We start from the raw sequence: 12127 nt of genomic DNA on the forward strand, positions 1-12127 counted from the left end.
GTCACTCTCCGGGGTAGCTCAGACCGATCTGGCGTCGCACCTCGTCCATGGTTCCCATGATCGCCGAGCTCTCGGCGAGCGGCATGATGTCGCTGTCGGTGCGGCCTTCGCGCACGAGCCGCGCGATCTCCTCCGCCTGGAAGCGCAGGCCGAAGCCCTCTACGGGGAACTCGAAGCGCTCGGTGCGCCCGTCGCGGCGCGTCACGGTGAAGGAGGTCGGCCGATACCAGGTGGGGTCGAAGTCGATGCGGGCGTCCGTGCCCGCGATCGTTGCCCGGTTCGAGAGCCAGGTCTGCATGCTCGCGTTGACGACCGCCTGGCGGCCGTCGGAGTAGCCGAACGTGACGGCGGTCTGGCCGTCGACGCCCGTGTCGCCGAACTGACTGCTCGCGACCACCGTGGCGGGCGACCCCAGCACCATCGAGGCGAAAGAGATCGGGTACACCCCCAGGTCGAGCAGCGCGCCGCCGCCGAGGTGCGGGTCGAACATCCGATGTGCCGTGTTGTGCGCGAACCAGACGCCGTGCTCGGCGGTCACGAGGCGGAGCTCGCCGAGGTACTGCTCGGCGAGCAGTTCGCGCACCCGCACCATGTGCGGCAGGAAGCGGGTCCACATGGCCTCCATCAGGATGCTTCCCTTGTCGCGGGCGCGGCCGATCAGGTCGTCCGCCTGCTGCTGGTTGATCGTGAACGGCTTCTCGACCAGCACGGGCTTGCCGGTCTCGATCGCGCGGGCGGCGAGCTCGTGGTGGGCGCTGTGCGGGACCGCGATGTAGATGGCGTCGATCTCGGGGCTGTTCATCAGCTCGTCGTGGTCCGCGAACCAGCGGGCGGCGCCGCACCGCTCGGCGAAGGCGCGCGCCCGCGCCGCGTCGCGCGAGCCGACGGCCCCGAGCTCGCAGACCGCAGAGAGCGACAGGTCGGTCGCGAAGCGATGGGCGATGTTGCCCGTGCCGATGACGCCCCAGCGCAGCTTGTGTGTGTCGGTCATCGCAGCCAGGTCTCCTCGGGTGGGCAGAGAGTGTCGAGCTCGTCCCAGAGCTCGTTGGAAATGGGGGCCTCGGCATTCCGCAGCGTCTCATCGAGACGCTCCGGCCGGGTGATGCCGACGATGGTGGCGCTGATCCTCGGATCGCGCATCGAGAACTGCAGCGCGGCCGCGGCCAACGGCACGCCGGCCCGGTCACAGGCGGCGCTCATCGCGATCACGCTGTCGCGCAGCTCGTCGGGCAGCTCGCGGTACGCGTAGCGCGGGGCAGCCTCGGGGCCTTTCGCGAGGATGCCGCCGCCGAACGGCGCCCCGTTGACGACGGCGACCCCGGCCGCGGCGCACTGATCGAGCAGGGGCACCGCTGAGCGGTTGAGCAGGGTGAAGCGGTTGTGGGTGATCACGGCCTCGAACACGCCGAGGCCGACGAAACGCTGCAGAAGCTCGACGGGACCTCCGGCGACGCCGATGTGGCCGATACGACCCTCGTCGCGCAGTTGCACCAGGGCCTCGACGGGGCCGCCTTCCGCGGTCGCCTCCTCAAAGCTGATCCGCTCGGGGTCGTGCAGGTACACGAGCGGGAAGTAGTCGATGCCGAGGCGTTCCGAGCTCTCGTCGAGAGAGGCGCGCATGCGGGTGCCGGAGAAGTCGAGTACCGGCTGCGACCGATCCGGGTCGACCTTGGTCGAGAGCAAGAAGTCGTCAGGCAGGCCGCCGAGCTCGCGCAGCACGGCGCCGATGCGCCGCTCGCTCTCGCCGTTGCCGTAGCTGTTCGACGTGTCGACGAACGGGATGGGGCCGTCGAAGACGGCACGCAGCGTGACGAGCGCCTGATCGGTCTCGACGTCGTAGCCGTAGAGGCGGGGAAGGCTGCCGAGCGCGCTGGTTCCGACGCACAGCGGGGGCACCGTCAGGCCGGTCCGGCCGAGGGGGCGCTTCTCGAGCACGGTCATGATTCCTCCAGGGGCACCAGGCCGCGCACCACCGGGTTGGTGAGGGTGCCGAGCCCATCGATGGTTATGGAGACGGTGTCGCCCTCGCTCAGGGTGAACGGGGGTGACGGCACCAGGCAGGTCCCCGTCGAGAGCACGGCGCCGTCGGGGTGCACGTCGCCGCGCATCAGGTAGCCGAGCAGTTCATCGAGTCGGCGGTGCAGCTGCGCGGTGCTGGCGCTGCCTTCCCAGTGCCGATCGCCGCCGCGGTCGATGGCGAGGCGGATGCCGAGCGCGTAGGGATCCGGCACCTCCCACGCGGGAACGATCCCGGGGCCGAGGGCGCAGGCACCCGAGTACACCTTGGCCTGCGGCAGATAGAGCGGATTCTCGCCCTCGATGCTGCGTGAGGAGACGTCGTCGCAGATCGTGTAGCCGACGATCTCGCCGAAACGGTTCGCGATGATCGCCAGCTCGGGTTCGGGCACGTTCACGGGGGAGTCCTCGCGCACCCCGATCGGGCGGCCGGGGCCCGCGACCCGCCAAGCGACCGACTTGAAGAACAGCTCGGGCCGCTCGGCGTCGTAGACGAGGGTGTAGACGTCGGCCGCCTTCTCACTCTCCTCCACGCGCGCCTCGCGCGAGATCTCGTAGGTCACGCCGCAGGCCCACACCTCGGTGCGGCCGTCGATCGGCGCGAGCAATTCGACCTCGTCGAGGTCGAGCGTGGCGGTTCCGGATGCCGCGGTCTGAAGCAGCTCCGCCAGCTCGTCGCGCCGCAGGCGCCAGAGCTGACCGAGGGTCGCGACGCTCGTCAGCGGGGTGATGCGCTCGTCGTCGAGCAGCCCGACTGCGGCGGCGGCGCGCGCCGCCGATCGGTATCTGACGAGCCGCATCAGCCACCGAACCCGTCGAGGACGTTGGCGCGCAGGTGGTCGAGATCGAACTCGACCCCGAGGCCCGGCCGATCGGGTAGCTGGAGCGCGCCGCCGACGTTGGTGAGCGGCTCCGTGAGCAGCTCGTTGTAGCCGTGCAGGTCGTAGCTGCTGGATTCGAGGCGGTAGAAGTTCGGCACCGTGGCCATGACGTGTCCGCCCGCCAGCAGGTTGACGGGGCCGGCGGCGTCGTGCGGCGACATCGGCACGTTGTACGCCTCCGCCATGGTCGAGATCTTCTTGAGCTCGCTGATGCCGCCGGTCCAGGTGACGTCGGGCATCGCGAAATCCGCGAGCTCCTGCTCGAACACGGGCACGAAATCCCAGCGCGTGTGCAGGCGCTCGCCGACGGAGATGGGGATGCCGGTGCGCTGGCGCACCTGCCGCAGAGCGTGATAGCTCTCGGGCGGCACGGGCTCCTCGAACCAGTGGATGTCCGCCTCCGCCTCGAGTGCGCGGCAGAGGCGGATCGCGGTCGGCACGTCGAAGCGGCCGTGCGCGTCGATGAGCAGCTCGACGTCGGGGCCGGCCGCCTCGCGGATCGCTGCGGTCAGCTCGATCGCCTCGCGCTCGAGCTGACGCGGCAGGTAGCCGTCAAGATAGGCGTCGTTGGTCGGCGGGGCGCCGACGGGGTGCGGAAAGGGGTCGAACTTGATCGCCGTGTGGCCGGAGCCGGTGATCAACCCGATCTCGTCGACGAGGCCCTCCGGCGTCGTGAACCTGCTCTGATCCGGGTGCGTGTAGAGCCGCAGCTCGTCGTGCACCCGGCCGCCCAGCAGCGCGTGGACCGGCAGTCCGAGCGCCTTGCCGCGCAGGTCCCAGAGCGCGATGTCCACCGCGCTCGTCACATTGCTGGCCGCGCCGCGGCTGCCCATGTAGGTGAACGAGCGGAAGACCTTGTGCCAGATGCGCTCGATCGCCGCGGCGTCCTCGCCGACGAGCAGCTCGTTCAGGTTCCGCAGGATGACGGCGGCGCTGCGGTTGGCCATACGGGTCGTGGTGGTGATCTCGCCCCAGCCGCTGACGCCCTCGTCGGTGCGCACCTCGAGGAACAGGAATTCGCCCCAGTACGAACCGGAGGAGCGGACCAGCCAGGGAACGAGCTCGCTGATCCTCATCGACGCGCGTCCTCCATCGAGGCGGCGCGCCAGGCCTCGTATTCGGGCCGGGCTGCTTCGGCGAGCGGGTAGTAGAGCCTCATGTCCCCACCCTGCGACAGCCGCAGGCGCGAGAACTCCTCCCATTCCGCGTGCTTGCTGGCCTCCTCGAGCAGCTTGGGGGCGAGTGCGATTGGCACCACCACGGCGCCGTCGTCGTCGGCGATGATGATGTCGCCCGGCACGACGACGGTGTCGCCGCAGGCCACCGGCACGTTCACCGCCGTGGGGAAGATGTCGGTCTGCGAGTGGAAGTTCGGTGTCGCCCCGCGGATCCAGAGGCCGAGCCCGAGCTCCTTGGCGCGGCCGAAGTCGCGGATGCAGCCGTCGACGATGACGCCGAGGCCGCCCTTGCCGGCGAAGTAGGTGAGCATCATCTCGCCGAAGACGCCGCTCGTCATGTTGGCGCGGGCGTCGACCACGATGATGTCGCCCGGCTGGGTGTGGTACATCACGTGGCGGTGGAGCTGGCGCTCCGGCTCTGCGTACTCGTCGACCTGGTAGAGGTCCTCGCGCTTGGGCATGAACTGCAGCGTGAGCGCGGGCCCGGCGATGGAGGCGCCCGGCGTGTGCGCCGTCGGCCCCACGATGTGGGCGCTGCGGATGCCGAGGCGGTTGAGCTCGCTGCTGGCGGTGGCGCTGCCGATCTGCGACAGCGCCCGCACCAGTTCCGGATCCGGGCGGGTGATGTCCGGAGTCTGTATCGGCGTGACTGCCATGTCGGTCCTCTCGTGCACGAACCTGATCGAGGCTGAAGCCGACCACTTTCGTTGGATTTTCGAATTCTTCATCTCTAGGCGATCCAACATTCGCGCTTTCGGTACACAACATTGGACCGAGTTTCGAGCGCGAAGCGGCCCGCAAGACGCAACCATAATGTCGGGTTGCCAGGAATGTCCAGCGTAAACGCGGCTCCGAATCGTTACGAAACCGGCTCGAAAATGTGTCTTGACGGAGGTGAGAGCCCGATGTACTTTTGCCACGGTCTCGAAAAGTCGGGTCTTGATCCCGAAAGTATCGGCTCGAAAAAGACCGACTCGCCATCTCAAGGGTGACGCCCGCAGCGTTGCGGGCAGAAAGTGCAGTGACATGAAACGCAAATTCGCCTTGGTCGCCCCGGTGGCGGTCACGACGCTGGCGGTGGCTCTCACGCTGACCGCCTGCAGTGGCGGCAGTGCAAGCAGCAGCAACAACGGCAGCGGCAGCAGCCAGTCCGGCAAGACGCTCGAGACCGGCGGCACCTTCCGCCTCGACCTCGGCACCGACCCGGGCAGCATCTTCCCGTACGCGAGCACCAGCGGCCCGAACCGCCAGATCGACGACTTCGCCTATGACTCGCTCGTCGGTCGCAGCAAGAAGGGCGATGCCGTTCCCGCTGTCGCGAGCAGTTGGAAGGTCACGACCGACGCCGTCACGTACAACATCCGCAAGGACGTCACGTGCAGCGACGGGACGACGCTCAAGCCGAGCGACATCGCGGCGGACTTCAACTACATCAAGGACCCGAAGACGCTCTCGCCCTGGGTTCAGTTCTCCGTGCCCGTGAAGTACACGGTTTCGGCCGACGACTCGGCCGGCACGTTCACCATCACCTCGACGACCCCGTTCGGCACGCTGCTGCAGGGCGCGGGCGCGGTTCCGCTGGTGTGCCCGCAGGGCCTCGCCAACCCGGCCGCCTTCGCGCACGCATCCGCCGGCACCGGTCCGTTCAAGATCACGGACTACGCGCAGGGCGACCACTACGACCTCGCCGTCCGGCCGGACTACACCTGGGGTCCCAGCGGCGCCAAGACCTCCGCGGCCGGCACCCCCAAGACCGTGACGATCAACTTCGTGGCCGACGAGTCGACGATGGCGAACCAGCTCATCTCGGGCGAGGTCAACGCGGCCCAGATCACCGGTCCCGACCGCAACCGGCTCGACAAGACGCCCGGCATCAACCGGAACGACGTGCCGGTCATCGTCGGCGAGCTCAACCCGAACGAGGCCCCCGGCCGCATCCTGAACGACGAGCAGGTGCGGCTCGCCGCCGCGGCCGCGCTCAACCCGAAGGACATCGCGCCGGTCAGCACCGCCCAGCACGGCAGCACCGTCGACAACATGTTCGCCGAGCAGCCTGTGCAGTGCCCCGCCAACGAGACGAAGGGCAATCTGCCCTCGTACAGCCCGTCGAAGGCCAAGCAGCTGCTGGAGGCCGACGGCTGGACGGTCGGCTCCGACGGCATCCGCGAGAAGGACGGCAAGACGCTGACCCTGAAGCTCATCTACCAGACCGGCGCGCCGCAGACCGAGTCAGCGGCCGAGCTGATCGGGCAGGAGCTGAAGGCCGTCGGCATCGGCACGAACCTGGTGGGCGAGACCAACGACGCGTGGTCGCAAGCCCTGTACTCGACCGGCGACTTCGACATGTTCTACAGCGCCATCAACCTCGAGTTCCCGTACATGATGTCGACCTTCTACGGTGGCGCGACCCCGCAGAACGGCGGCCGCAACTCCGGCGACGTGGTCAACGCCGACTTCAACAACCTGTCCGCGCAGGCCGCGGCTGCGCCGGCCGAGCAGGCCTGCAAGCTGTGGAACGGTGCGCACGAGGCTCTGCTGAAGCGCGCCGACGTCGTGCCGCTCTCGCAGGGCGACCGCCCGTTCTACACGTCGAAGGCGTCGCTGGAGACCGTGGGCCTGTTCGCGGTTCCCACCAGCATCCGCCTCTACAAGTAATCGGTCGGATGTCGACTCAACTCATCTCGGTGACGCAGCCGGCGAGGGAAGGACGCTCAGGCGACGCCGCCAGCTCGGCCGGCGTCCGGTGGACTCTGTTCATCGGGCGCCGGCTGGTCCGGCTGATCGTCTCGCTGTTCATCCTGACCTCGGCGACGTTCGTCATGATCCACCTGATCCCCGGCGACCCGGTTCGAGCCGCCCTCGGCGACCAGGCGACCAACCAGCTGGTGGCGCTGCGGAGCCACCAGCTCGGGCTGGACCGGCCGCTGTTCATCCAGTACGTCGACTACCTGAAGAACGTCGTCACGGGCAACTTCGGGCAGTCGATCATCGCCGACGCGCCGGTCTCGCAGCTGCTGCTCACCCGGTTCCCCAACACGCTGAAGCTCGCGCTGCCCGCGTTCGTGCTCGTCATCGTGATCGCCATGCCCGTCGGCCTGTTCACGGCGGTGCGAACCCGCGGCGGCAGGGGTCGGGTCACCCGAACGCTGTTCGTCGGCATCACCGGCCTGCTCAATTCGATTCCCGACTATGTGCTCGCGACCCTGCTGAGCGTGATCTTCGTGATCGGGCTGCAGGCATTCCCGGCCGCGGGCGACCACGGGCTGCGTTCTTTCGTGCTGCCGATCGCCGCGCTCGTCGTCGGCCCGGCCGCCTCGCTCTCGCGCATCGTGCGCGTCGAGGCGCTCAGGGTGCTCGACGCCGAGTACATCCGCGCGGCGAAGGCGCGGCGCATCCCGACGCTGCTGCGCTACTGGCGGCATGTGCTGCCCAACATGATGACCGCGTCGCTGACCTTCGGCGCGATGATCCTGGCCGGGCTCATCGCCGGCACCGTGCTCGTCGAGAACGTGTTCGCGTGGCCCGGCGTCGGCACCGTCATCTCGCAGGCCGTGTCGCAGAAGGACTACCCCGAGATCCAAGGAGTGCTGCTCGTGCTCGGCGCCACCGTGCTCATCCTCAACATGATCGTCGACGTCGTGCTGGGCATCCTCGACCCCAAGTCCCGGATCGGCGGGTGACGACCATGGCCACGACCACCACCACGCGCCGTCGCATCCGTCTCATCACGAGTGGAATCCCACCCCTCGTGCTCCTCGCGTTCTTCATCTTCCTGTGCGTCGCGGGGCCCGCGATCTGGGGCGCCGCGGCCGGCCATACGGACGTCGCCCACGCGTCGCAGGGCTCGAGCGCGCAGCACTGGATGGGCACGGATGCCCTCGGGCGAGACATCCTCGCCCGCACCCTGCTCGCGACCTCGCGCTCGCTCGTTCTCGCCGTGCTGTCCACCCTGATCGGCGGCTGCGTCGGCGTCGCCCTCGGGCTGATCGCGGGCATGTCGCGCCGGCTCGGGCGGCTGATCGGCGCTGTGATCGCGCTGCTCATCGCCTTCCCCGCGATGCTCCTCGCGATCTTCTTCGCCGTGATCTTCGGCATCGGCTCGGTCGGCAGCGTGCTCGCCGTCGGCGCGGCGTTCGCGCCGGGCTTCGCCCGCCTGACGCAGACGCTGACCGCGTCGACGGCGACCCGCGAGTACGTCGAAGCCGCGCACGTGCTCGGCAAGGGGCCCGTGCGGGTCGTGTTCCGGCACATCCTGCCGAACATCGCCGAGCCCCTCATCCTGTACTCGACCATCCACATCGGCACGGCGATCCTGTCGCTCGCCGGCCTCAGCTTCCTCGGCCTCGGCGTGCAGCCACCCGCTTACGACTGGGGGCGGATGCTGAGCGACGGCCTCGCGAGCGTCTACACGACGCCGGGCGGAGCGATCGCCCCGGCGATCGCGATCGTGCTGGCCGGCCTGACGTTCAACATGCTCGGCGAGTGGATCTCCGACCTGATCGGCGGTCGCAACGAGGCGCCCCGCACCGTCTCGGCCGCGCCGGCCGAGCTGCCGGCCGACACCGTGGGCGCTGCCGAGCTCAGCGCCGGGCACGACCGCCTGCTCGAGGTCAGCCACCTCCGCGTCGTGTACGGCAGCCGCGACGGCGTGTCGACACCGGTGCGCGACGTGTCGTTCACCGTGAACGCCGGCGAGACGGTCGCCATCGTCGGCGAGTCGGGGTCGGGCAAGAGCCAGGCGACGGCGGCGGTGGCGCAGCTCGTCGAGGCGCCGGGCTCCGTGTATGCCAAGCAGCTGGAGTTCCTCGACACCGAGCTGCTCGAGGCCGGGAAGAACGCCGACGAGCTGCTCGGTCGCAGCCTCGCGATGATCTTCCAAGACCCGGGTGAGGCGTTGAACCCTGCCGTCACGATCGGCACGCACCTGCTCGAGCCCGCGATGATCCACCTGCACGAGCCGAAGCGGAGCGCGCGGGAGCGGGCGATCGAGGCGCTGCGGGCGGTGGCCATCAACGATCCGGCGCGACGCTACAAACAGCATCCGCACGAACTGTCCGGCGGGATGAAGCAGCGCGTCTGCATCGCGATCGGGCTGATGGGCGAGCCGCGGCTGCTGATCGCCGACGAACCGACGACGGCGCTGGACGTGACCGTGCAGCGGCAGATCCTGCGGCTCATCTCGCGGGTCGGGAAGGAGACGCACTCGAGCATCCTGTTCATCTCGCATGACATCGCCGTGGTGTCCGAGATCTCCGACCGGATCCTCGTGATGTATGCCGGATTCATCGTCGAAGAGGCACCGACCGCCGCGCTGCTCGAGACGCCCGCGCACCCGTACACCGCGCTGCTCGTGGCCTCGAGCCCGACGATGTCGATCGACAAAGAGGCGCCGCTGCCCTCCCTCGACGGCACCATGCCCCGCGCCGATCAGGAGCTCGCCGGCTGCTACTTCGCCGACCGCTGCCCGCGCGCCGACGCGAGATGCCGCAGCGAGCGGCCGCCGCTCGAGCCCGTGGGCGACACGTCGCACCGTGCGGCGTGCTGGCACCCGCTGATCGCCGGCGAGAAGCTTCCCGTCCGTCTCAAGGAACCCGAAGAGGTGCTGTCGTGACCGCTGGTCTGAGTGTGGAGAACCTTGAGGTGCGCTTCGGGTCGTCCACCGTCGTGAAGGGCATCAGTTTCGACGTTCCCCCCGGCGCGGTGCTGGGCCTCGTCGGGGAATCCGGCTCGGGCAAGAGCACGACCGCGCGCGCGATCGTCGGCCTGACGCCATCGCGCGGGGCGATCCGCATCGGCGAGCTCGATCTTTCCGCGGTGTCCGCCGGCGCCCGGCGGCGTGGTCGCCGCCGCGTGCAGATGGTGTTCCAGGACTCCCGCAGCTCGCTCGACCCGCGGTTCACGGTGGCGCAGTGCGTCGCAGAGGGCCTGCCACGGTTCGACAGGGGGCGGGTGACCGAGCTGCTCAAGCTCGTCTCGCTCGACCCCGGTCTGCAGAACTCGCGGCCGGGGCAGCTCTCCGGCGGGCAGCGGCAGCGCGTTGCGATCGCCAGGGCGCTCGCGGCCGAGCCTGACGTCCTGATCGCCGATGAGGTGACCGCGTCGCTCGACGTGTCGGTACAGGCGGTCGTGCTCAACCTGCTGCGACGGCTGCAGCGCGAGCTGGGGCTGACGATGCTCTTCATCAGCCACAACATGGCCGTCGTGCGGTACATGGCCGACGAGCTCGCGGTGATGTACGGCGGCCGGATCGTCGAGCACGGCCCCGTCCAGGACGTGATCGATCGACCCGAGGATCCGTACACCCGCTCACTGCTCGCCGCCATTCCGGAGATCGGCCAGCGCCGCCTCCTGGCGGACGACGACGAGCTCGCGCTCGAAGCACGCTGATGGCGGCATCCGCACGCACGGACGCGCTCGGCGCCCGCATCCCATTGCCCGCCGTGATGTGCGCGTCCGGCGTGGTCGCGGTGCTCAGGGCGCGCGATGCCGCGCAGTACCTGCCGGTCGTGCGCGCGCTCGCGGCGGGCGGCGTGCGCTCGATCGAGCTGACGCTCACCACGGCCGGCGCGATCGAGGAGCTGCCGCGGCTGCGTGCGGCGCTGGGCGAGCAGGCCGAGTTCGGCATCGGCACGGTGACGAGCGAGGCGGATGCCGCGGCGGCGGTCGACGCGGGCGCCGAGTTCATCGTCACGCCCAACACCGACCTCGCGGTCATCGGGCTCTGCGTGCGCCGCGGGGTGCCGGTGATCCCGGGGGGCCTCACCCCCAGCGAGCTGTTCGCGGGCTGGAAGCACGGCGCGTCGGCCGTGAAGCTCTTCCCTGCCTCGACCGTCGGGCCCGACTATCTCGGCCAGCTGCGCGGTCCGTTCCCTGGACTGCCGGTGGTTCCCTCCGGCGGAGTGGGGGCGGACGACGCCGCCGCGTGGATCGACGCCGGCGCCGTCGCGGTGAGCGTCGGCGGGCCCCTGCTGCAGGACGCGTTCCGCGGCGGCGACCTCGACGCGCTCACCGAGCGTGCGCGCCGCCTCGTCGCGGCGGTCCGCGATCGGAGGGGCGCGCGATGACCGAGCCGCGCCCGATCGTGACCTTCGGTGAGACCATGGGCCTGCTCAGCGCGGAGGCGGCCGGTCCGCTCTGGCACGGTGCGCGGCTGACCGCGACGACGGGCGGCACCGAGTCGAACGCGGCGATCGCGCTGGCGCGCCTCGGCGTTCCCGTCGTCTGGATCGGCAGGGTGGGTGACGACGAGTTCGGCCGCATGGTGGCCCGCGACATCCGCGGCGAGGGTGTGCAGGCCCACGTGATCGTGGACGCCGGCGCGCGCACCGGCCTCATGCTCAAGCTGAGGCCGACGCCCGGCACCCAGTCCGTGGTCTACCACCGCACGGGCAGCGCGGGGTCGCGGCTGCGGCCGGGGGACGTCCCGGCCGAGGTGGTCGCCGGGGCATCGGTGCTTCACCTCACCGGCATCACGGCCGCGATCTCGGAGACGGCTCGACAGACGCTGTTCGAGGCGGTCGCGGTCGCGAAGTCGGCCGGTGTGCCGATCTCGTTCGACGTGAACCACCGCTCGTCGCTGTGGTCGGAGAGCGCGGCCTCGGACCTCTACCGCGAGCTGCTGCCCGCAGCGGATCTCGTCTTCGCCGGGGTCGACGAGGCGCGCCTCGCGATCGCCGACTGGCCGGGGCGCACGGCGCTCGGGCCCGACGAGCTCGCCGTCGCCCTCGCCGCCCACGGCGCGACCGCGGTCGTCAAGCTCGGCGAGCAGGGCGCGGTCGCGTGCGCCGGCGGCGAGCTCGTCGGCGTCCCGGCGGTTCCGGTGGAGGCGATCGACACGGTCGGTGCGGGGGATGCCTTCGTCGCCGGCTTCCTCGCCGAATGGGTCGCCGGCCGCGGCCTGATCGACTGCCTCGCGACCGCGACGGCCGCGGGCGCGCGCGCCTGCCTCGTGCCGGGCGACTGGGAGGGCGCGCCGCGCCGCTCCGAGCTCGGCGCGCCCCTGTTCACCGACGCGGTGCTGCGGTGAACCCCCTTCTCTCTCGAACCCATCAA

The 12127-nt window shown here is 70.0% G+C and carries 11 protein-coding genes; 6 read left to right on the top strand and 5 right to left on the bottom strand.

Going from position 1 to position 12127, the window contains the following annotated elements:
• Position 1 precedes the first annotated feature (1 nt).
• The 5 genes from D7I44_RS08835 to D7I44_RS08855 are packed head-to-tail and all read right to left on the bottom strand — an operon-like array spanning position 2 to position 4731.
• The gene (locus tag D7I44_RS08835) at positions 2-991 is read right to left on the bottom strand and encodes a Gfo/Idh/MocA family protein (RefSeq protein ID WP_120789162.1); all 990 of its coding nucleotides are present in this window, start codon (positions 989-991) and stop codon (positions 2-4) included.
• The gene (locus D7I44_RS08840) at positions 988-1941 is read right to left on the bottom strand and encodes an aldo/keto reductase (protein WP_120789163.1); all 954 of its coding nucleotides are present in this window, start codon (positions 1939-1941) and stop codon (positions 988-990) included. The genes D7I44_RS08835 and D7I44_RS08840 overlap by 4 nt, the downstream gene beginning before the upstream one ends.
• Positions 1938-2816, bottom strand: coding sequence for a fumarylacetoacetate hydrolase family protein (locus D7I44_RS08845; protein WP_120789164.1), 879 nt, complete (start codon positions 2814-2816; stop codon positions 1938-1940). Before D7I44_RS08845 ends, D7I44_RS08840 begins: the two co-directional genes overlap by 4 nt.
• Positions 2816-3973, bottom strand: coding sequence for a mandelate racemase/muconate lactonizing enzyme family protein (locus tag D7I44_RS08850; protein ID WP_120789166.1), 1158 nt, complete (start codon positions 3971-3973; stop codon positions 2816-2818). The genes D7I44_RS08845 and D7I44_RS08850 overlap by 1 nt, the downstream gene beginning before the upstream one ends.
• Positions 3970-4731: a ribonuclease activity regulator RraA gene (locus tag D7I44_RS08855; protein WP_120790867.1), complete on the bottom strand. Its 762-nt coding sequence runs from the start codon at positions 4729-4731 to the stop codon at positions 3970-3972. Before D7I44_RS08855 ends, D7I44_RS08850 begins: the two co-directional genes overlap by 4 nt.
• A gap of 370 nt (positions 4732-5101) precedes the next feature.
• On the opposite strand from D7I44_RS08855, the gene D7I44_RS08860 reads away from it, so the two are divergent.
• From D7I44_RS08860 to D7I44_RS08885, 6 genes are read left to right on the top strand one after another with little or no spacing between them, the layout of a single operon-like run.
• Entirely contained in the window at positions 5102-6730 is a 1629-nt protein-coding gene (locus D7I44_RS08860) for an ABC transporter substrate-binding protein (protein ID WP_120789167.1), read from the top strand.
• A gap of 8 nt (positions 6731-6738) precedes the next feature.
• The gene (locus D7I44_RS08865) at positions 6739-7755 is read left to right on the top strand and encodes an ABC transporter permease (RefSeq protein ID WP_120789168.1); all 1017 of its coding nucleotides are present in this window, start codon (positions 6739-6741) and stop codon (positions 7753-7755) included.
• Positions 7756-7760: 5 nt separating this feature from the next.
• Positions 7761-9686 carry a dipeptide/oligopeptide/nickel ABC transporter permease/ATP-binding protein gene (locus D7I44_RS08870; RefSeq protein WP_120790868.1) on the top strand — a complete coding sequence of 642 codons (1926 nt, stop codon included), beginning with the start codon at positions 7761-7763 and terminating at the stop codon, positions 9684-9686.
• A complete protein-coding gene (locus tag D7I44_RS08875; RefSeq protein WP_181445637.1) occupies positions 9683-10462 on the top strand; it encodes an ABC transporter ATP-binding protein in 780 nt (259 codons plus the stop codon). The genes D7I44_RS08870 and D7I44_RS08875 overlap by 4 nt, the downstream gene beginning before the upstream one ends.
• Positions 10462-11139 (top strand): bifunctional 4-hydroxy-2-oxoglutarate aldolase/2-dehydro-3-deoxy-phosphogluconate aldolase, encoded by a 678-nt coding sequence (locus D7I44_RS08880; protein WP_120789169.1) that lies wholly within the window; start codon positions 10462-10464, stop codon positions 11137-11139. The genes D7I44_RS08875 and D7I44_RS08880 overlap by 1 nt, the downstream gene beginning before the upstream one ends.
• Positions 11136-12101 (top strand): sugar kinase, encoded by a 966-nt coding sequence (locus tag D7I44_RS08885; protein ID WP_120789170.1) that lies wholly within the window; start codon positions 11136-11138, stop codon positions 12099-12101. The genes D7I44_RS08880 and D7I44_RS08885 overlap by 4 nt, the downstream gene beginning before the upstream one ends.
• Positions 12102-12127: the final 26 nt, after the last annotated feature.

This window comes from Gryllotalpicola protaetiae (assembly GCF_003627055.1).
Lineage (GTDB): Bacteria > Actinomycetota > Actinomycetes > Actinomycetales > Microbacteriaceae > Gryllotalpicola > Gryllotalpicola protaetiae.

Coding starts and splice junctions, on each gene's coding strand:
- D7I44_RS08835 (WP_120789162.1), bottom strand. CDS start 991: ATGACCGACACACACAAGCTGCGCTGGGGCGTCATCGGCACGGGCAAC.
- D7I44_RS08840 (WP_120789163.1), bottom strand. CDS start 1,941: ATGACCGTGCTCGAGAAGCGCCCCCTCGGCCGGACCGGCCTGACGGTG.
- D7I44_RS08845 (WP_120789164.1), bottom strand. CDS start 2,816: ATGCGGCTCGTCAGATACCGATCGGCGGCGCGCGCCGCCGCCGCAGTC.
- D7I44_RS08850 (WP_120789166.1), bottom strand. CDS start 3,973: ATGAGGATCAGCGAGCTCGTTCCCTGGCTGGTCCGCTCCTCCGGTTCG.
- D7I44_RS08855 (WP_120790867.1), bottom strand. CDS start 4,731: ATGGCAGTCACGCCGATACAGACTCCGGACATCACCCGCCCGGATCCG.
- D7I44_RS08860 (WP_120789167.1), top strand. CDS start 5,102: ATGAAACGCAAATTCGCCTTGGTCGCCCCGGTGGCGGTCACGACGCTG.
- D7I44_RS08865 (WP_120789168.1), top strand. CDS start 6,739: ATGTCGACTCAACTCATCTCGGTGACGCAGCCGGCGAGGGAAGGACGC.
- D7I44_RS08870 (WP_120790868.1), top strand. CDS start 7,761: ATGGCCACGACCACCACCACGCGCCGTCGCATCCGTCTCATCACGAGT.
- D7I44_RS08880 (WP_120789169.1), top strand. CDS start 10,462: ATGGCGGCATCCGCACGCACGGACGCGCTCGGCGCCCGCATCCCATTG.
- D7I44_RS08885 (WP_120789170.1), top strand. CDS start 11,136: ATGACCGAGCCGCGCCCGATCGTGACCTTCGGTGAGACCATGGGCCTG.